Here is a 19,742-nt window from a genome sequence, read left to right as displayed (position 1 = left end):
GCCGTCAGATCAGGCCTTGCGCCAGCATCGCCTCGGCCACCAGCCGGAACCCGTCGATGTTGGCGCCGGCGACATAGTTGCCCGGCATGCCGTACTCCTCCGCGGTGGCGTGGCAGCGCGCATGGATGTCACGCATGATGCCGCGCAGCCGCTGCTCGGAGTAGTCGAACGTCCACGAGTCGCGGCTGGCGTTCTGCTGCATCTCCAGCGCGCTGGCCGCCACCCCGCCCGCGTTGGCGGCCTTGCCGGGAGCGAACTGCACACCGGCCTCGGTGAACAGGCGTACCGCCGCCGGCGTCGTCGGCATGTTCGCCCCCTCCACCACGACCGTGCAACCCCCGGCGATCAGGGCGGCCGCATCGTCGGCGTCGATCTCGTTCTGCGTGGCACACGGAATGGCGACCAGGCACGGCACGTCCCGCCACACGCGCCCGCCGGGGACGAAGGTCGCGTGAGGGCGGTGGCGGACGTACTCCCCGATGCGCTCCCGCTGCACCTCCTTGAGCTCCTTGAGGACCGACAGGTCGATGCCCCGGTCATCGCGCACATAGCCGGTCGAGTCGGAGCAGGCGACCACCGTGCCGCCGAGCTCGTGCACCTTCTCGATCGCGTAGATCGCCACGTTGCCCGAGCCGGACACCACGACCCGCTTGCCGTCGATGCTGTCGCCGGCGGTGCGCAGCATCTCCTCGGCGAAGAACACCGCGCCGTAGCCGGTCGCCTCGCGCCGCACCTGGGCGCCGCCGTAGACAAGGCCCTTGCCGGTGAGCACCCCGGACTCGTACCGGTTCGTGATGCGCTTGTACTGCCCGAACAGGTAGCCGATCTCCCGGGCGCCGACGCCGATGTCGCCGGCCGGCACGTCGGTGTACTCGCCGATGTGGCGGTACAGCTCGGTCATGAACGACTGGCAGAACCGCATCACCTCGCGGTCGGAGCGGCCCTTCGGGTCGAAGTCCGACCCGCCCTTGCCGCCCCCGATCGGCATGCCGGTCAGGGCGTTCTTGAACAACTGCTCAAACCCGAGGAACTTCACGATCCCGAGGTAGACCGACGGGTGGAACCGCAGGCCGCCCTTGTAGGGGCCGAGCGCGGAGTTGAACTCGACGCGGAACCCGCGGTTGATGTGGACCTCGCCCCGGTCGTCCTCCCACGGCACCCGGAAAATGATCTGCCGCTCCGGCTCGCAGATCCGCTCGATGATCTTGGCGTGCGCGTACTCGGGGTGCTTGTCCAGCGCGGGGGCGACGCTGTCGAGCACCTCCCGGACCGCCTGATGGAACTCGTGCTCGCCGGGGTTGCGGTGCATCACCGTATCGAAAATCGAATCAAGCTTCTCCCGTGTTGACACGGTCATCCCTCCGGTGTGGTCGTCCGGGCATCGGCAATGCCAGTAGCGAGACGTCCACGCCGTTGTGGATAGGTATCAGGCTGTTCGAGGCGGCGCCGGCGGTTCGTGGGGGTTACAACGATATTTCCAAGGTGTTACGCGTCGGTACATCATGATCGCACCTGCGGCGGCTGCGGCGCGACCGGGCCCGGTCCGGCGTGTCGCACAACGCGTCGTGCGCGCCGCAGCGTGACGGGTGGCCGGCCGATCAGTGTCGTTCTGACTACCGCGAGACCGGAGGGGTGAATCAACGGGTGGTCCGCGGCGACCCGACTGTCAAGGGGGCCGGCCTTCGGCGAGCGTCGCCATAGCGTTGAGTGGTCGCGTTCGCTCGATCGGCGCTGCCTGCCCCGATACGGCGGAACCGAGGTGCTCAGGAAGTCAGCCCATGATGCAGGGACGCTTGGCGGCGTGGCTGGTACGGCCGAGCCCGCCGCCAGCCACCACTGGGATCGCAGTCGGCGCAGGGTTCGTCGTCGTGGAGACCCTGCTGGTGTACCCGCTCCGGCAGACCGCCCCGGTCGGCGCCCTGGCCGTCGTCTACCTGCTCGGTGTGGTGGTCGTCTCCACGGTATGGGGGTTGTGGCTGGGCGTGGCGACGTCGATCCTCAGCGCGATCGCATTCGACTACTTCCACACCCCACCGGTCGGGCGCTTCGAAACGGAGGACTGGCGCGACTGGCTCGGGCTCTCGGTGTACCTCATGGTCGCCGGGGTCGCCAGCTCGGTGGCGCAGCTGGCCCGGGCCAGGGCGGTCGAGACCGTCGAACGACGACGGGAGACCGACACGGTCGCCGAGCTGACCCGGCTGATCCTCGGCGCCGACGATGTGGCAGCGGTACTCCCGGAAGCCTCCGACCGGATCGCGCATGCCATGCAGCTGCCGTGGGCGCAGATCGAGCTCGGCACGGTCCCGCACAGCGATGGCCGGATCCAGCTGCCGTTACAGCCGGGCGCGCTCGTCGTCCCCGCGGACCTGCCGGACCGTACCTTGCGCCGCCTGCGGGACGGGGTGGTGCCCGGGCTGGCGACGGTGCTGCGGGCCGGCAGATCGCTGCAGGCCAGTCGCGCCGAGTCGGCGGCGCTGCTCAACGAACAGGCGGTGCTGCGGCGGGTGGCGGTGCTCGTGGCGACCGGCGTCGCTCCCGCCGAGATCGTCGCCGCGGTCGCCGCCGAGGCGGCCGAGCTGTTCAATGCGGATGCCACGGCGGTCGTGCGCTGGGAAGGTGGCCGGACGGTGGCCGTCGTCGCCGAGTACACCAGGAAGCCAGGAGCCGAGTCCATGCTGGGCAAACGGCTCGACTCCGCCGGCGGTGTCTCGGAGATGGTGCTGCGCGACTCCCGTCCGGCCCGCATGGACGCGTACGACGGCCGCAGCGGCCAGCTCGCCGACCTCGCCCGCGCCATGGGCTTCTACGCCTCCGTCGGCGCGCCGATCGTCGTCGACGGCAAGGTCTGGGGTGTCCTCGTCGCCCTGTGGGGCCGGGGCGGCGCACCGCCACCGGATATCGAGCAGGAGCTCGCGCAGTTCACCGATCTCGTCGCAACCGCGATCGCCAACACCGAAAGCCGCGCGGAGCTCAACGCGTCACGTACGCGGCTCGTCTTCGCCGCGGACGAGGCCCGCCGGGGCATCGAACGCGACCTGCACGACAGCGTGCAGCAGCGGCTCGTCTCGCTCGGGCTCGAGCTGCGCGCCGCCGAGGAGCTGGTTCCTCCGGACGCCGGCGAGCTGCGGTCCCGGCTGTCGAGCACCGCCGCGGGGCTCTCCGGCGTCTTCGACGACCTGCAGCGCATCGTCCGTGGCATCCATCCGGCGATCCTTTCGCAGGGCGGGCTGGGCCCCGCGATCAAGGCGCTCGCCCGCCGCTGCCCGGTGCCGACGGTGGTCAGTCCGGGGCCGAACCGCCGCCTGCCCAGTTACGTCGAGGTCGCCGCCTACTACGTGGTGTCGGAGGCGCTGGCCAACTCGGTCAAGCACGCCGGCGCCACGGCGATCGACGTGGAGCTCGACATCGTTCCCGCCGAGCCGGCGGTGGACGGAGCGGCGCAGGGCGAGGTTGTCCGCGTGACCGTCCGCGACGACGGCGCCGGCGGCGCCGACCCGCGCCACGGCTCCGGCCTGGCCGGCCTGCGCGACCGCGTCGAGGCGCTCGGTGGCACGCTGACGGTGAGCAGCCCGGCCGGCCGCGGTACGTCCCTCAGCGCGCAACTGCCGGTGGACGGCCAGTGCCGGCAGCGCGAGGCAGCCGAGCTGGCCCGCCCGCGTTGATCAGCGGGCCGGCTCGGCTAACCTTGCAGCACCATGGCGACCGAATTCATACATGAGGCCTACATCCTGCTGCTCGAAGGCCGGGTCCTGGAGATCTTCCACCGGGGCAACGAGGACTCGAGGCGCGTCCACGTGGCGTTCCTGGGCGTCTCCGTCAAGCCCAAGGGCGATCGGGTCAAGGTCCAGATCGGGCCGGCGTACGGCGACCAGGTCCTCTCCGGCGCCTGGCTCACCATGGACGCGGCCGAGTACGAGCGCTTCCGCGCGTTCCTCGCACTGGCCATCGCGGCTCGCGACAGCGCGCCCAACCCGGCCTAGCGATCCGGCGTCAGGTGGCGGGTGGCCGCCACACCGTGACCAGGTTGCCGCCGGTCTCAGGTGCGCGGGCGCTGCGCCGGTGAGGACGCGGCGCCGGTGCGGGGGTGGTCGGCGCCGCGGGACAGGGTCTCGTTCGCGCGGATGTCGGCCAGGGCCGCCTCCAGGGTGCCGGTGACCGCGTCGAACGCGTCCGCGCCGAGGACCAGCCGGTGCGGCGGCGGGTCCTGGCGCATCGCCGCCAGCACGGCGCGTACGCCGCGGCGCGGGTCGCCCGGCTGGCGCCCGTCCTGGGCGATCATCGCGGCGCGGACCCCCTCCAGCAGCGGCGCGTAGTCGGCGATCGGCTCGCGGACGGGCTCGCCGGCGAAGCCCGCGTACGCCCGGGTGCGAAACGCGCCCGGCTCGACCGCCAGCACGCGGATGCCGAGGCCGGCCACCTCCTCGCGCAGCGTGGCGGTGAGGCCCTCGATCGCGTGCTTGGCGGCGGCGTAGTAGCCGAAGCCGGGCACACCCCGCAGCCCGGCCGCCGACGACATGTTCACGATCCAGCCGGTACCGCGGGCGCGCATCCCCGGCAGCACCGCGCGCGTGACGGTCAGCACCGCGAAGAAGTTCAGCTCGAACAGATCGCGGACCGCGGCGCCGGGCATGCCCTCGACCGACCCCACCCAGCCGCGGCCGGCGTTGTTCACCAGCACGTCGATGCCGCCGAAGCGCGCCTCCGCGGCCGCCACCGCCTCCTCCACCTGGGCGGGGTCGGTGACGTCGAGGGGCACTACGAGTACCGAATCCGGATTGGCTTCGGCCCATGCGCGCAGCGGCTCGGTCCGGCGGGCGGTGAGCACGACGCGGTCCCCGGCCTCGAGCGCCGCCTCGGCGTAGGCCATCCCGAACCCGCCCGGGGTGCCGCCGGTGATGAACCAGGTCCTCACGGCTCGATCACCAGCCGGGCGATCCGGCCGTCGCGCAGCGCGAAGCGGAAGTGCAGGTCCACGACGCCACCCGGGAAGTCACCCTCCAGGTGGTGCACCACGTCGAAGGTCCGTTCGTCCGAGCGGTACGCCCCGACGAGCTCGATCGTGTACGAGTATTCGCTCGCCGCGCGGGAAAGCCAGTCGCGGATCTGGTCGGGGCCGCGATACGTGTGTCCCTCGTCGGTCACCGCCGCGTCCGGCGTGAGGTGCGCGACGGCGGCGTCGAGGTCGCGGGCCCGGTGGGCGTCGAGGTACGTGCGGATCACGTCGGGGAGTTCGTCCGGTGCGATGGGTTGCATGTGCCCACCGTCCGCTCTCGCCCCGGGGGAGGGTCAAGGGCGTGGACCCTCCCCCGGGGAGAGGGTGCAGAGTGAGGACATGCGTGCAGGCCTGACGATCGGCGAGTTCGCCACGGTGACCCACCTCAGCGTGCGGACGCTGCGCCGCTACCACGAGGCCGGCCTCCTGGAGCCGGCGGCGGTCGACCCGCACACCGGGTACCGCTACTACTCCCCGGAGCAGATCCCGCCCGCGCAGGTCATCCACCGGCTGCGCGAGCTCGACGTGCCGCTGGCCGACGTCAAGGCGATCCTCGCCACCGACGACCCGCGGGCGCGGACCGAGCTGGTCGCGGAGCACCTGCGCCGGCTGGAGGACGCGCTGGATCGCACCCGCGGCGCCGTCGCCGCCCTGCGCCAGCTGCTGCGCCCCGCCGACCCGCAGCTGCGCGTCGAGCTGCGCTCGGTGCCGGCGCGCACGGTCGCCGCCGTCAGCGCCGAGGTGCGGCTGGAGGAGTCCGTGCCGTGGTACGACGGGGCGATGGCCGAGCTGGACGCGGCGTATCCGGCGCCGGAGCGCACCGGCCCGCCGGGCGGCCGCTACGCCAACGAGCTGTTCACCGAGGGAGCGGGCGCGATGACGGTGTACCGCCCGGTGCGCACGCCCCGCCCGTCCGGCCGCATTCAGGTGCTGGAGCTGCCCGCGGCCGAGCTGGCCGTCACGGTGCACCCGGGTCCGCACGACGACATCGACGTCACCTACGGGCGGCTGGGCGCCTGGGTCGTCGAGCATGCGCTGACGGTCGACGGACCGATCCACGAGACGTACACGGTCGGGCCGCGCGACACCGCCGACCCGGCCCGCTGGCGCACCGAGATCGGCTGGCCGATCTTCCGTCTGGCCCCGGCATGACGCCCGGATTGCCGTGCCCGCCCCGGGTGCCACGTTCGTCGACGTACCATCGGCGGATCCCGGTATCGGTTCGAGGTAGTCAGCGGCGGCGGGCCGATGCGAGCGACGCCCCCGCCCACGCCTCGTGCGTCGCCCGGTCGAACGCGCCCCACAGCGCCGAGCGGAGGCCCAGCCGGGCGGCGGTGAACGTGACCCGGCGCGACGGCTCGTGCCGCGCGTACGCGTCTTCGGCGCTGCGCACGAACGCCGGGTCGGTGCTGCCGAGCACGCCGCCGAGCACGACCACGTCCGGGTCAACGAACGTGGCGACCTGCGCCAGCGCGGCCCCGACCGCCCGGCCGGCGGCCCGCATGCCGGACGGGGTGCCGTCGCGGGCCACGCTGACGAGCGCGTCGAGGCACCCGGTACGCCCGCAGCGGCAGCGCAGCCGGCACCCGGGCACCGGCACGTGCCCGATCTCGCCGCTGACGCCGTGCGTGCCCACAAAAATCCGCCCGTCGATGACCAGGCCGCCGCCGACCCCGTCGCCGGCGCTGACGTAGATCAGGCTGCGCACCGGCGGGGCGGCGGCGTGCACGTACTCGCCCCACGCGCCGAGGTCCGAACTGTTGTGCACGATGACCGTCGTCGCCGGCGGCAGGCGCAGCAGCTCCGCGGGGCGTACGCCGTCCCACCCGGGGACGCTGCCGATCGGCCGGACGGTCCGGTCGACGACCGGGAACGGTACGGTCACGCCGATCGCCCACAGGTCGCGGCGGCTGCGGCCGTGCCTGGAGAGGGCCTCGGTGAGCATGGTCCGGGCGAGCGCGAGCGCGTCCGAGGCCGAACCGTCGACCCGCCAGCTCACCCGCCGCTCGTCGACGACGTCGTGGTGCATGTCGCCGACCGCCACGCCGACGTGCCGGTGCCCGAGGTCGATGGCGCCCACCCAGCCGCGGTGCGGTACCAGCCTCAGCTGCGTCGAGGGGCGGCCCCGGCGCGGCGGGCGGTCCGCCGCGTGCTCGGCGAGCAGCCCCTCGGCGACGAGCTCCGCGACCGTCTGGGCGACGGCGCTGCGGGACAGCCCGATCAGCCGGGACAGGTCGTGGCGGGTGCGGGCGTGGCCACGATGGACCAGCTCGAGCACGGTTCGCCGGGTGGTGGACTGCATCCGCGGCTCCTTTCGTGCATGGAGTCTCGGCAGCTTACGTGCCCGCGGCAATCGGCTGTTCATTTCGTCCTGCCGGTGGACGAAAGGTCGGCCTACCGTCGACGGCGCGACCCCGGGCTCCCCGCCGTCCCGCAGTGCCGGTGCCGCGCAATCCGTGATTCACGAGCTCTCGCGGGTGTTCGGAGCGCGGTCGCGAGAGCGCTCTCAACAAGGGAGAGGCACGCGAGTGTTCCCGCCGCTTTCCCGCGCCAGGCCCCGAACCAGGCGCGTCACACGAACCGGGCTCGTCGCCGCCGTGGCGCTGGCCGGGTCGGCGCTCGTGGCGGTACCCGCCGCCGCGGCGCCCGACGAGCCGGACTTCGGCCCGAACGTGACCATCATCGATCAATCCATGTCCGTCGACGCCATCAACGCCGTGCTGGCCGCCGCCTCGGGGGAGTCCGAGTTCAGCACCGCCCGGCACGCCATCTTCTTCAAGCCCGGCACGTACGGCTCGGACGCCGGCGCGGCGAATCCGCTCACCGCCACCGGCATCGTGCTGGGCACCGTCGGCTACTACGAGACGGTCGGCGGTCTCGGCGCCAATCCGGGCGACGTGCTCATCAACGGGGCGCTGCACGTCGACGCGGTGCACGGCGCCGAGACCGACCCGTGGAATCACCAGTCGCCCGGCTCGCTCACCCGGTTCTGGCGGTCGATGAGCAACCTCGCGATCAACCCGATCCAGCGGCCGATCGACCCCAACGCGCCGGCCATCGACCCGGCCCGCGCCGACCCGCACCAGCTGCGCTGGGCGGTGTCGCAGGCCGCACCGCTGCGCCAGGTCGACATCCGCGGCAACCTCACGCTGATGGGACGGTACGGCGAGTACGCCAGCGGCGGCTACCTCGCCGACTCACGCGTCTCCGGCACGATCCTGTCCGGCTCCCAGCAGCAGTGGTACACCCGCGACAGCTCGATCGGCACCTGGAACGGCGGCGTGTGGAACATGGTGTTCTCCGGCGTCCAGGGCGCCCCCGCCCAGGACTTCCCGGACAGCCCGTCCGGCGACCTCGCGCACAGCAAGTTCACCACGCTGGCGACCACCCCGGTCTCCCGGCCGGCGCCCTACCTGACCTGGAACCAGTCCGACGGGTACGCCGTGTTCGTACCCGACGCCAAGCCGAACACCGCCGGGGCCGGCTGGCAGACCGGCACGCAGACCGGCAGCTCGCTGCCGATCGGCACGTTCTACCTGGCCAAGCCGGCCGACAGCGCGGCGACCATCAACGCGCAGCTGCAGGCGGGCAAGAACCTCATCCTCACCCCCGGCGTCTACGCCCTGAACCAGGCCATCGCCGTGAACCGGCCCGGAACCGTCGTCCTGGGCCTCGGCATGGCGACCCTGGCGCCGACCGCCGGCAACGCCGCGATCACCGTCGGGGACGTGGCCGGCGTGAAGCTCGCCGGGATCACCGTCGACGCGGGCGCGACGCCCTCGCCGGTACTGGTGCGTGTCGGCCCCGCCGGCGCCAAGCAGTCCAGCGCCACCGACCCGACGACCCTCTCCGACGTGTTCGTCCGCGTCGGCGGGCCGCAGGTCGGCCGGGCCGGTACCGCGATCGAGGTCAACTCCGCCAACGTCCTCCTCGACGACATCTGGGCGTGGCGGGCCGACCACGGTACCGGCGCCGCCTGGACGGTCAACACCGCCGCGCACGGCCTCGTCGTCAACGGCGACAACGTGACCGCCACCGGGCTGTTCGTCGAGCACTTCCAGCACAACCAGGTCGTGTGGAACGGCAACGGGGGCAGGACCGTGTTCTACCAGAGCGAGACGCCGTACGACCCGCCGAGCCAGGACGCCTGGACCGACGCCACGCAGCCGGGCTTCGCCTCGTACAAGGTCGGCGCCGGCGTGACGAGCCACCAGGCGTACGGCCTCGGCGTCTACTCGTTCTTCAACCAGGGCGCCGACATCCACCTGCACGCCGCGATCGAGGCGCCGAAGTGGAGCACCGTGCGCTTCAACAACACCGTCACCCGGTTCCTCAACGGCAGCGGCGGAATCGACAATATCGTCAACAACGTCGGCGGCGCGGTCCTGAAGGGCAACGACGCGACGGCGACGAAGTACCTGCGGTCCTACCCGCCCGCCGGTACGCCCGACCCGCCGGCCCCCGGCGGCGGACCGGACCAGCAGACGATCACCGCGACCATCGTCGAGGCGCCGGGCGAGTTCTCCTGGACGATCGATGCCGTCGACCACTCCGTCGTGCTGTCCAACGCCGCGAACATGGGCACCTTCCTGCAGTCCAGCGGCCAGCTCAAGCCGGTGAAGGTGACCGACACCCGCGCCGGCGGACCCGCCTGGTCGCTCTCCGGCCAGGTCGGCGACTTCACGGGCGGGCTGCCCGGCCGGTACCTCGGCTGGACCCCGCGCCTCGTCACCGGCGGCGCCGGTGCGGTGCCCGGCGGTGCCGTGGCCGCGGGCCTCACCAGCGGCAACGGCCTGGCCGACGCGTCGCTGCTCGGCTCCGCGGTCGACGGCCACGCCAAGGGCACCGCGACCCTCGGCGCCGACCTCGACCTGCGGGTGCCCGTCGACACCGCACCCGGCACGTACACCGCCACGCTCACCCTGACCGCGCTCAGCTGACCGCACCACCCGCGGCGCCCCCCGGTTCGCGGGGGCGCCGCGGGACCCTATCGGAGGCACCGATGAGAAGAGCCCTCGCGTCCGCCGTCGCCGCGCTCGCCGCCGTGGCGCTGCCGCTCGTACTGCCCGCCGCACCGGCCGTGGCGCAGCCCGCCGGCGGCGTGGTGTCCTGGGGCGTCGCGCCCGCCGCCAACGCGTTCGGCACCGGCCGGGCCCGTTTCGAGTACGGGCTGGATCCGGGCACGAGGATCGCCGACGGCATCGTCGTGGCCAACCACGGCGCCGCGCCGATCACCCTGCGCGTCTACGCCGGCGACGCCTTCACCACCCGTACCGGCGGGATCGACCTGCAGCCGACCGGCACGACGCCGAAGGACGTCGGCGCCTGGATCAAAGTCTCTGCCGACACCGTCACCGTCGCGGCCGGCGCGGCGGTCACTGTCCCGTTCACCCTGACCGTCCCGGCCGACGCCACCCCCGGTGACCACGTCGGCGGCCTGGTCACGACCCTCGTGGACGAGGCGGCGGCCGGCGGCGTGCGGGTCGAGCACCGGCTGGGCTCGCGGGTGTACGCCCGGGTGAGCGGCACGCTGCGCCCGGCGCTCACGGTCACCGATGTCCACGCCGAGTACGCCGGCACCGTCAACCCCCTCGGCACCGGCCCGGTCCGGATCACGTACACGGTCCGCAACACCGGCAACGTCCGGCTCGCCGGGCGAGAACAGGCGACCGTCGCCGGCCCGTTCGGCCTGCTGTCCCGCGACGCCGCCGACGAACTGCCGGAGATCCTGCCCGGCAACGCCCTCACCCGAACCGTCACCGTGCGCGGGGTGTGGCCCGCCACCCGGCTGACCGCCCGGATCGACCTCGTCCCGACCGGCGCGACCACCGACCCGGTGCCGCGCGCGAGCGCCACGACGGCGCTATGGACCGTACCGTGGGGCCAGCTGCTGGTACTCGCGGGCATCGCCGCCGCAGCGGCTGGCGTCCTCGCGCTGCGGCGACGGTCGAAGCGGCGCGTCGCGGCGGCCATCTCCGCCGCGGTCGAGGCGGCCCTCGCCGGCGAGCCCACGCCGATCGACGCGAGGTAACGTTCGGCTTCTGGATCTTTCCAACGAACTGCTGCGGCTGCTCGAGCTCCCGTTCGGGCAGCCGCTCGCAGGCCCGCCGCACGGCCGCCATCCGGCGCTGCGCGTCCACCCGCGCACGTCGACCCGCCAGGGTACGGGCCGTCCAGCAACTTGCTGCTGGGCTGCGCCGTCGAGTTTCGTCGCCGACGGGGGTGTGAGCCGGCTGAGCGGGATTCTTACGACTTAAGCCAACTCATATATTGACCGCTGGCGAAGTCCGCCCTAACCTCAAGCTGATCGATGGGTAGCGACGTGTCCGGTGGTGCCGGGCACGTCGTTGCCATGTCCGCGTCACGAGCCAGGAAAACGCTCTCCTCAACAGAATCAGCCCTTGACGCGGCCGGGGGAGAGGTTGGTAGCGTTCCCAAGAGAGCGCTCTCTAACCCCACCAGAGATCCATCACTGCCCGCCCCGCCGAACCGCCCTCGACGGCCAGACCGTCATGCGGCCGGGCGGGCACACGCTCCCGAGGAGATCCATGCACACCCCCGAACAACAGGACCCGCGCCCGCCGCGCCGGGTCAAGAGCTGGGCCGCCGGTGTCACCGCCGCGGCGACGCTGGCCCTGGTCGCCGTCACGGCCGTCGCGTATGCCGGTACCGGCAGTGGTGCGAAGGCCGGCGCCGGGACGCAGGTGGCGCAGCTGGCGGCCGCGGCCGCGCCCGTTCCGCCGGCCGGGTTCACGCTGACCTGGAGCGATGAGTTCAACGGCGCTGCGGGCACCGGCGTGAACACGGGTACGTGGAAGTACGACACCGGGCCGGGCAGTACGTTCGGCACGGGCGAGATCGAGACGATGACCAACAGCACGGCCAATGTGTTCCAGGACGGCAACGGGCACCTGGTGCTGCGGGCCCTGCACTCGGGCACCGACCCGCGGGCCGGCTGGACCTCGGGCCGCATCGAGACGCAGGCCGCCACCTTCGGTGCCAACGCCGGCGAGGTGGTGCGGATGGAGTCGTCGATTCAGCAGCCCAATGTGACGACGGCGAACGGGGCGGGGTACTGGCCGGCGTTCTGGATGCTCGGTTCGACGCTGCGGACCGGCACGCCGTGGCCGACCAGTGGTGAGGTCGACATTCTGGAGGACATCAACGGGCGTAGCTCGGTGTTCGGGACGCTGCACTGCGGGACGAACCCGGGTGGTCCGTGCAACGAGTCGACCGGTCTGGGCAGTGGTGAGCGTGCGTGTGCCGGGTGTCAGACCGGGTATCACACGTATGCGGTGGAGATCGACCGGTCGAAGTCGCCGGAGGAGATCCGGTGGTACCTCGACGGTGCCAACTACTTCACGCTGCCGGCGACGCGGGTGGACGCGACGACGTGGAACAACGCGGTGCACCACCCGTTCTTCATCATCTACGACCTTGCGATGGGCGGCGGCTTCCCCGACGCGTTCGGTGGCGGCCCCAACGCCAGCACCATCTCCGGCGGCCAGATGAACATCGACTGGGTCGCCGTCTACAACAAGAAGGGCGGCACCACCACGCCGCCGGCGGGCAACCTCTCGCAGGGCAGGCCGACCACCGCCTCCTCGCAGGAGAACGCCGGCACCGCCGCGGGCAACGCCACCGACGGCAACACCGGCACCCGCTGGTCGAGCGCGTTCAGCGACCCGCAGTGGCTGCGCGTCGACCTCGGCGGGACCCACACCATCAACAAGGTCACGCTCAACTGGGAGGCCGCCTACGCCAAGGCGTTCCAGATCCAGACCTCCAACGACGGCACCAACTGGACCACGATCTACAGCACGACCACCGGCACCGGGGGAGTGCAGACCCTGAACGTCTCCGGCTCCGGCCGGTACGTCCGGATGAACGGCACCCAGCGGGCCACGCAGTACGGCTACTCGCTCTGGGAGTTCCAGGTGTTCGGTAGCTGAGTCCACCACGCCCGACCGGGGCGCCGGGCCGACCGCCCGGCGCCCCGGCCGTTGCGGGGCCCCGTGCCGCCCGGGTGCCGGCGCGTCAGGGCAGCGTTCCGTGGGTCAGGACGCCGCGGGCCACCACGGCGTGGATGTCGAGCTGCTCGCCGAGCACGACGAGGTCGGCGTCCTTGCCGGGGTGCAGGCTGCCGGTCCGCTGACCCAGGCCGAGCACGGTGGCCGGCGTCGTGGCGGCGGCGATCGCGGCCTGCTGGATCGGCAGGCCCAGGCACCGCACGGCGTGGCGGACGGCGGCGTCCATGGTCAGGGTGCTGCCCGCGAGGGTGCCGTCGGCGAGCGTGACCCGGCCGTCGCGGGCGAAGATCGGGACCGGGCCGAGATGGAAGTCGCCGTTGGTACCCCCACAATGGGACCCGGCCCCGTGCCGCGCATGATCCCGGCGACGGTCCTCGTCGCCGCGGCCATCCGGTCGAGCTCGTCGGTGACCAGGCTCGCCAGGGTGCGGGTCGTGCCGTGCCGCTGGTGGAACGCGATCGCGGCGAGGATCTCGTCCGGGTCGTCGGTGGTGATCTGGGCCCCGCCGCCGCCGTGCATGTGCAGGTCGACGAAGCCCGGCAGCACGTAGCGGCGCTCGAGGTCGTGCCGCTCGCCGTCGGCCGCGGGCGGGTCGCCGGCGCCGACCCCGGCGATCGTCGCGCCGTCGATGACCAGCCACCCCGGATCGAGCACCCGCCGCGGCGTCACGACCCGCGCGTTCGCCAACACGATCATCCACGCGAGTCTAGTCAGCGGGCGCCGGCGCGGGTGGACACCGCTGCGGGCGGTCCGGCAGGTCGTCGGCCGGTCGCTGCGCCGGGCGCCGGTCCGGCTCAGTGACGTGCTGCCGCACCGCGCCGGCCGCCGCCCGGGTGCTCAGCGCCCGCGCCGGGCGCGGATGCGGTCGCGCAGCCAGTGGTAGCTGGCCTTCGGCGTGCGGGTGCCGGTGGCGTAGTCGACGTGCGCGAGGCCGAAGCGCGGCCCGTACCCGCGGGCCCACTCGAAGTTGTCGATGAGCGACCAGTAGAAGTAGCCGCGCAGGTCGAGCCGGTCGTCGGCGGCCGCCGCCCGGGCCGCCGCGCTCAGGTGCTCCGCGATGAACGCGATCCGTTCGGGGTCCGGGTCCGGATTGTCGCGCAGTTCGGCGCAGCCGTTCTCGGTGATGTACACCGGGGGCAGCTTCGGGAAGCGGCCGGCGAGGCCGGTCAGCGTGTCGAACAGCCCCGCCGGCTCGATCGGCCAGCCGAGCCCGGTGGTGGCCACGCCGCCCGGCTGCACCTGCCGCACGCCGATGTCGGCGGCGCTGCGCCGGGCCGGGTCGGGCTGCGCGTGCGGGGCGTCGGCGGCGTGCAGCCGGTAGTAGTAGTTCACGCCGAGGAAGTCCAGGGGCACCGAGATGCGCTCCAGGTCGCCGTCGCGCCGGAACGACAGGTCGCTGACGCCGGCGTACAGCCGCTCGAAGCCGTCGGGGTAGGCGCCGCCGAGGACCGGGTCGGTGAACTGGCGGTTGAGCATCAGGTCCAGCCGGTGCGCGGCCGCGCGGTCGGCGTCGCTGTCGGTGGCCGGCACGACGGGGGAGAGGTTGAGCGTGATGCCGACGCGGGCCCGCGCGCCGGCGGCCGCCCGGATCGCGGCGACCGCCCGGCCGTGCCCGAGCAGCAGGTGGTGCGCGGCGGCCAGCGCGCCGTGCCCCTCGGTGGCGCCGGGGGCGTGGCGGCCCTCGGCGTAGCCGACGATCGAGGAGCAGTACGGCTCGTTGAGCGTGATCCAGTCCCGGACCCGGTCCTGCAGGGCGCCGGCGACCAGGCTGGCGTACTCGGCGAACCGGTCGGCGGTGTCCCGCGTCCGCCAGCCGCCGCCGTCCTCGAGCGCCTGCGGCAGGTCCCAGTGGTAGAGGGTGACGAACGGCCGGATACCGCGTTCGCACAGGGCGTCGACGAGCCGGTCGTAGTAGTCCAGGCCCGCCGGGCTGATCTCGCCGCGCCCGGCGGGCAGGATGCGTGGCCAGGCGACGGAGAACCGGTAGGCGTCGACGCCGAGGCCGGCCAGCAGGTCCACGTCGTCGCGCCAGCGGTGGTAGCTGTCGCAGGCCACCGCGCCGGACGCGGCGCCGGCGACGGCGCCCGGGCGGCGGCAGAACACGTCCCAGATCGACTCGCCGCGGCCGTCGACGTCGACCGCGCCTTCGATCTGGTACGCCGCCGTGGCCGTACCCCACACGAAACCGGCCGGGACCTCGGGCAGGGTGGCCGGCGCGTGGGCGGCGCTCGTGTCGTCGTAGGTGAGGCTCATCCCTTGACCGCTCCCTGCATGATGCCGCCGACGATCTGGCGGCCGAGGACCATGAACACGACGAGGATCGGCAGCGTGGCCAGCAGCGTGCCGGTCAGCGTCAGCGTGTAGTCGGTGGTGTAGCCGCTGGCCAGGGCCGACAGGGCGACCTGCACGGTCGGGTTGTCCTGCAGTACCACCAAAGGCCAGAAGAAGTCGTTCCACGCCTGCATGAACGTGAACAGGCCCAGCACCGCCGCCGCGGGGCGGGCGGCGGGCAGCACCACGTGCCAGTACAGGCGGAAGGTGCCGCAGCCGTCGACGCGGCCGGCCTCGAGCAGCTCGTCGGGCACCGCGCGGCCGAGGTACTGCGTCATGAAGAACACGCCGAACGCGGTGACGAGGCCCGGGACGATGACGGCGGCGAGGTGCCCGGTCCAGCCCAGATCGGCCATCATGATGTACAGCGGGATGACGCCCAGCTGGTGCGGCACCATCGAGGTGCCGACGGCCAGCGCGAGCAGCCACCGGCGGCCGCGGAAGCGCAGCTTGGCGAAGGCGAACCCGGCCAGGGTGGAGAAGAACACCACCGACACGGTGACCGAGCCGCTGACGATGAACGAGTTGAGCAGCGCGAGGCCGAAGTCGGTCGTGTCGAAGACCCGGGCGATGTTGTCGAACAGGTGGCCGCCGGGCACGAGCGCCGGCGGCACCTGCGTGACCGCGTCGGGGGTCTGCGAGGACACCACGAGGGACCAGTACAGCGGGAAGACCGACCCGGCGACGACGGCCAGCAGGGCGGCGTACGTCCAGATCGAGCCTTTGCGGGGGTACCCGAACCCGCGCCGGCGCCGGGCCGGCCGGGGTGGCGGCGCGGCGACCGGCGTCTGCGGGTCCGCGAGGGTGGTCATGGCCATCTCCTCACTCCTCGTCGTTGGCGATGCGCCGGGTCAGCACGAGGTTGACGGCCGCGACGACGACGATCAGCAGGCACAGCGTCCAGGCGACCGCGGAGGCGTAGCCGAAGCGGAACTCCCGGAACCCCTGCTCGTACATGAACAGCGCGACCGTCTGGAACTGCCGGTCGGAGCCGCCGGTCGGGGTCTGAGAGCTGGCGAACAGCAGCGGCTCGGCCATGATCTGCAGGCCGCCGATGGTCGAGATCAGGGTGGTGAAGATGATCGTCGGGCGCAGCATCGGCACGGTGATGCGGCGCAACTGCTGGGCCTGCGTCGCACCGTCGAGGTCGGCGGCCTCGTAGAGGTGGTTGGGGATCGCCTGCATCGAGGCGAGGAAGATCAGCGCGTTGTACCCGGTCCACCGCCAGGCCACGATGACGGCGATGGCCAGGTGGGAGCTCCAGGTGTCGGCCTGCCAGTCGATCGGCCCGGCGCCGAGCAGGCCCAGGGCCCAGTTGACCATCCCGAAGTCGCGGCCGAACAGCTGGGTGAACACGATCGTCACCGCGACGATCGAGGTGACGTTGGGCAGCAGGATGCCCATGCGCAGCGCGGTGCGCGCCCGCAGCCGGTGGTTGAGCAGGTGGGCGATCCACAGCGCGGCGGCCAGCTGCGGCACCGTGGACAGCAGCCAGATGCTCAGCGTGTTGCCCAGCGCGTTCCAGAAGTACGGGTCCCGGATCAGCTCGGCGTAGTTGGCCAGGCCGACCCAGTGGTGGGCGCCGGAGTCCAGCAGGTCCCAGTCGTTGAACGACACGTAGGCCGTGTAGAGCAGCGGGAACAGCCCGAACGCGGCGAAGAGCAGGAAGAACGGCAGGATGTACAGGTAGGGGGAGCCCTTCGTGTCGAGCCGGCTCAGGCCGGCCCGGCGGGCCTGGTGCAGATAGGTGGCCATCGTCGATCCTTCGTCGCCGGGGCCGGCGGCGGCACGGGCGGCCGCCGCCGGCGGGGATGGTGCGGCTACTTGGCGAGGCGTTCCACGTCGCCGACCATCTGCTTCCACGACTCGTCGGGCGTCTGCTTCCCCTGCTCGATGCGGACCAGGGCGTCGCGGATCGTCGTCTGGATGTCGCCGGCCCGGGGGCCCTGGTACTGCGGCTTGAGCTGCTTCGCGGCCGTGGTGAACAGCTGGCCGACCGGGGCGTTGTTGAAGAAGTCGCTCTTGAACCCGGCGATTTCGGGCTTGTCGTACAGCGCCGGGGTCGAGGGCAGGTTGCCCTGCGAGGTGAACACCTTGCCCTGCTGCTCGGGCGCGGTCAGCCAGGCGGCCAGCGTCTTGGCCTCGGCGATGTGCTTGCCCTGCTTGGGCACGGCGAGGTAGGAGCCGCCCCAGTTGCCGCCGCCGCCCGGCACCGCCGCCACGTCCCACTTGCCGGCGGCCTGCTTCGACTGGTCCTTGATCTTCGTCATCATCCAGGCCGGGCACGCGATCGTGGCGAACTGGTCCTTGGCGAAGCCGTTGTTCCACTCCTGGGAGCTGCCGATCAGCTTCGCCGACAGGTTGCTCTGGATCGCCTGCACCGTCAGGTTCCAGGCCGAGCGGACCTCCGGGTTGGTGGCCACGACGACGCTGTTGTCGTCGCTGTAGTAGCCCACCGACGCCTGGCCGATGATCGCGTTGAACAGCTGGCCGCCGCCGTCGAAGAAGGCGCTGCCGGCCGGGGCCTTCTGCGCGTACTGCTTGCCGAACTCGATGTACCTGTCCCAGCCGCCGCGCCAGGCGGCCGACACCTGGTCGCGGTCGGTGGGCATGCCCGCCTTCTCGAACAGGTCGCGGCGGTAGCAGATGGCCAGGCCGCCGACGTCGGTGCCGTAGGCGATCTGCTTGCCGTCCTTGGTCAGCGACGCCTTCCACTTCCAGTCGAGGTACTCCGATTGGCGGTCCGTGCCCAGGTCGACGAAGAGGTTGCCCCGCTCGCGCATCTGGGCGATGAACCCGGTGTCGATGCCCTCGATGTCCCCGGCACCGGAGCCGGCGGCCAGGTGGGTGGCCAGGTCGCGGTGGTGGTCGTTGTACGCGGCGGTGCGCTCCTGGATCTTGACGTTCGGGTGGTCCTTCTCGTACTGCGCGTAGAGGTCCTTGTACCCGAAGTTGCCGAACAGGTTGACCGTCAGGGTGATCGGGCCGTTGCTGCCGCCGGTGCCGCTGTTCGTGCCGCACGCGGCCAGCACGGTGGCCGTGGCCGCGACAGCGGTCACGGCCACGGTCACCGTGCGCACCAGTCTGAAGCGGGGCATGCGCCTGCGTCCTTTCCGGCAGGGATGTAACCGGTTACATGTAACCGGTTACATCGCCGTGCCACTTGAGGTGTGTGGGGTGCAACGCTGATTGATCGAAGCGCGCGCCGGCTCAGGCGGTTGCCGCATGGGAGCGCTTCCGTTCCCAGTCTGGCCCGGTCCGGAGGGGCATTGTCAAGTCTCGAAACGATAACGGCGAATGCCTGCTTGACCGGTCGGCGCCGACGCTGCTACGGTCCTGAAACCGGTTACAAGAAAGCGCGCCATGGCCACCATCAGAGAGCTGGCGCGGCACTGCGGCGTCTCCGTCGCCACCGTGTCGCGCGTCTTCAACACCCCGGAAGTCGTCAGCCAGGAGACCCGGCAGCGCATCCTCGACGTCGCCGTGCAGATCGGCTACCTGCCCAACGAGTCGGCCCGCACCCTCGCCACGAAGAAGTCCCACCTCGTCGGCCTGGTCTGGGACACCGACCACCGCCGGCCCGGCTGGCGGCACCCGTTCCTGCAGGAGATCCTGGTCGCGCTCAAGACGGCGCTGAGCGGCCACGGGCTGCACCTGCTCATGCTCGCCGCCGCCACCGACGCGGCCGGACCGGACGCCCGGCAGCGCTACCTGCGCGCCGTGCGCCGGCACAACCTCGACGGCCTCGTCATCATCGACAACGGCGACCGCGACCCCGCCGTGCTCGACCTCGCCGACGCCGGCGTGCCGTGCGTCGCCCTCGACCTGCGGGTGGACGGCCCCACGGCCACCTACGTCACGTCCGACAACGCCGGCGGCGCCGCGCTCGCGGCGCGCCACCTCATCGAGCGCGGCCACCGCCGCATCGCCACCATCACCGGCCCGCAGCGCACCTGGCCGGCGGCCGAGCGGCTCACCGGCTTCCGCGCCGCACTGGCGGGAGCCGGCCTCGCGCTGCCCGAGCAGTACGTCGTCGAGGGCGACTTCTACCTCGACGGCGGCCACGCCGGGATGCGCCGGCTGCTCGCGCTCGCCGAACCGCCGACCGCCGTGTTCGCCGCCGGCGACGAGATGGCGATCGGCGCCATGCGCGCCATCGCCGAGGCCGGCCTGCGGGTGCCCGACGACGTCGCGGTCGTCGGCTTCGACGACATCGACGTCGCTGCGCTCATCCCGCCCGGCCTCACGACCGTCGCCCAGGACAAGGCCGGCTTCGGTACCGCGGCCGCCGAATCCCTCGTCGCCATGCTCCGCGGCGCCGACGAGCCCTGCGAACCCACGGCGCTGCCCACCACGCTGGTCGTGCGCGGCTCTACCTGACCGGGGCC

Annotated in this window: 17 protein-coding genes; 7 read left to right on the top strand and 10 right to left on the bottom strand. The window is 72.4% G+C overall.

All coding sequences use genetic code 11. The features are described from left to right. Positions 1–4 precede the first annotated feature (4 nt). A complete protein-coding gene (gene gdhA, locus ACQEVU_RS29490) occupies positions 5–1,357 on the bottom strand; it encodes an NADP-specific glutamate dehydrogenase (RefSeq protein WP_433329164.1) in 1,353 nt (450 codons plus the stop codon). Positions 1,358–1,778: 421 nt separating this feature from the next. Between gdhA and ACQEVU_RS29485 the strand changes: the two genes are divergently transcribed. Both ACQEVU_RS29485 and ACQEVU_RS29480 read left to right on the top strand, forming a co-directional pair. Then, positions 1,779–3,662, top strand: a complete 1,884-nt coding sequence (locus ACQEVU_RS29485) for a sensor histidine kinase (protein WP_433329162.1) — start codon at positions 1,779–1,781, stop codon at positions 3,660–3,662. Between the two features lie 33 nt (positions 3,663–3,695). Next, positions 3,696–3,980, top strand: a complete 285-nt coding sequence (locus tag ACQEVU_RS29480) for a hypothetical protein (RefSeq protein WP_433329160.1) — start codon at positions 3,696–3,698, stop codon at positions 3,978–3,980. A 56-nt stretch (positions 3,981–4,036) separates the two neighbouring features. Here the strand turns inward: ACQEVU_RS29480 and ACQEVU_RS29475 are convergent, their stop codons facing one another. After that, positions 4,037–4,912 carry an SDR family NAD(P)-dependent oxidoreductase gene (locus ACQEVU_RS29475; RefSeq protein WP_433329158.1) on the bottom strand — a complete coding sequence of 292 codons (876 nt, stop codon included), beginning with the start codon at positions 4,910–4,912 and terminating at the stop codon, positions 4,037–4,039. Next, complete coding sequence (locus tag ACQEVU_RS29470; protein ID WP_433329156.1) at positions 4,909–5,253, bottom strand: nuclear transport factor 2 family protein; 345 nt, start codon at positions 5,251–5,253, stop codon at positions 4,909–4,911. Before ACQEVU_RS29470 ends, ACQEVU_RS29475 begins: the two co-directional genes overlap by 4 nt. Positions 5,254–5,332: 79 nt before the next feature. Between ACQEVU_RS29470 and ACQEVU_RS29465 the strand changes: the two genes are divergently transcribed. Beyond that, on the top strand, positions 5,333–6,145 hold the full coding sequence (locus tag ACQEVU_RS29465) for a MerR family transcriptional regulator (protein ID WP_433329154.1): 813 nt from the start codon (positions 5,333–5,335) through the stop codon (positions 6,143–6,145). 79 nt (positions 6,146–6,224) lie between these two features. Here the strand turns inward: ACQEVU_RS29465 and ACQEVU_RS29460 are convergent, their stop codons facing one another. Further along, the gene (locus ACQEVU_RS29460; protein ID WP_433329152.1) at positions 6,225–7,295 is read right to left on the bottom strand and encodes an ROK family protein; all 1,071 of its coding nucleotides are present in this window, start codon (positions 7,293–7,295) and stop codon (positions 6,225–6,227) included. Positions 7,296–7,590: 295 nt separating this feature from the next. Between ACQEVU_RS29460 and ACQEVU_RS29455 the strand changes: the two genes are divergently transcribed. The 3 genes from ACQEVU_RS29455 to ACQEVU_RS29445 all read left to right on the top strand — a co-directional run bounded on the left by ACQEVU_RS29455 (position 7,591) and on the right by ACQEVU_RS29445 (position 12,945). After that, a complete protein-coding gene (locus ACQEVU_RS29455; RefSeq protein ID WP_433329150.1) occupies positions 7,591–9,933 on the top strand; it encodes an adenylyl cyclase in 2,343 nt (780 codons plus the stop codon). Between the two features lie 62 nt (positions 9,934–9,995). Further along, positions 9,996–11,024, top strand: a complete 1,029-nt coding sequence (locus ACQEVU_RS29450; protein WP_433329148.1) for a WxL protein peptidoglycan domain-containing protein — start codon at positions 9,996–9,998, stop codon at positions 11,022–11,024. A gap of 517 nt (positions 11,025–11,541) precedes the next feature. Continuing rightward, the gene (locus ACQEVU_RS29445) at positions 11,542–12,945 is read left to right on the top strand and encodes a galactose-binding domain-containing protein (RefSeq protein ID WP_433329146.1); all 1,404 of its coding nucleotides are present in this window, start codon (positions 11,542–11,544) and stop codon (positions 12,943–12,945) included. 85 nt (positions 12,946–13,030) lie between these two features. On the opposite strand, the gene ACQEVU_RS29440 is transcribed toward ACQEVU_RS29445, so the two are convergent. The 6 genes from ACQEVU_RS29440 to ACQEVU_RS29415 form a co-directional block, all read right to left on the bottom strand. Then, the gene (locus tag ACQEVU_RS29440; protein WP_433329144.1) at positions 13,031–13,249 is read right to left on the bottom strand and encodes an amidohydrolase family protein; all 219 of its coding nucleotides are present in this window, start codon (positions 13,247–13,249) and stop codon (positions 13,031–13,033) included. A gap of 2 nt (positions 13,250–13,251) precedes the next feature. Further along, positions 13,252–13,719 (bottom strand): hypothetical protein, encoded by a 468-nt coding sequence (locus ACQEVU_RS29435; protein ID WP_433329142.1) that lies wholly within the window; start codon positions 13,717–13,719, stop codon positions 13,252–13,254. Positions 13,720–13,860: 141 nt separating this feature from the next. Next, positions 13,861–15,276 (bottom strand): GH1 family beta-glucosidase, encoded by a 1,416-nt coding sequence (locus ACQEVU_RS29430; RefSeq protein WP_433329140.1) that lies wholly within the window; start codon positions 15,274–15,276, stop codon positions 13,861–13,863. Continuing rightward, positions 15,273–16,166 carry a carbohydrate ABC transporter permease gene (locus ACQEVU_RS29425; protein ID WP_433329138.1) on the bottom strand — a complete coding sequence of 298 codons (894 nt, stop codon included), beginning with the start codon at positions 16,164–16,166 and terminating at the stop codon, positions 15,273–15,275. The genes ACQEVU_RS29430 and ACQEVU_RS29425 overlap by 4 nt, the downstream gene beginning before the upstream one ends. 10 nt (positions 16,167–16,176) lie before the next feature. Next, a complete protein-coding gene (locus tag ACQEVU_RS29420; protein WP_433329136.1) occupies positions 16,177–17,109 on the bottom strand; it encodes a carbohydrate ABC transporter permease in 933 nt (310 codons plus the stop codon). Between the two features lie 65 nt (positions 17,110–17,174). Further along, positions 17,175–18,452, bottom strand: coding sequence for an ABC transporter substrate-binding protein (locus ACQEVU_RS29415; protein ID WP_433329134.1), 1,278 nt, complete (start codon positions 18,450–18,452; stop codon positions 17,175–17,177). Positions 18,453–18,717: 265 nt separating this feature from the next. Between ACQEVU_RS29415 and ACQEVU_RS29410 the strand changes: the two genes are divergently transcribed. Then, positions 18,718–19,734, top strand: coding sequence for a LacI family DNA-binding transcriptional regulator (locus ACQEVU_RS29410; protein WP_433329132.1), 1,017 nt, complete (start codon positions 18,718–18,720; stop codon positions 19,732–19,734). The last annotated feature ends 8 nt before the right edge of the window (positions 19,735–19,742 follow it).

Source organism: Dactylosporangium sp. CA-139066, assembly GCF_050936175.1.
Classification (GTDB): Bacteria; Actinomycetota; Actinomycetes; order Mycobacteriales; family Micromonosporaceae; genus Dactylosporangium.
Note: the sequence above shows the minus strand (reverse complement) of the source record. Positions and strands in the feature narration are given on the sequence as shown.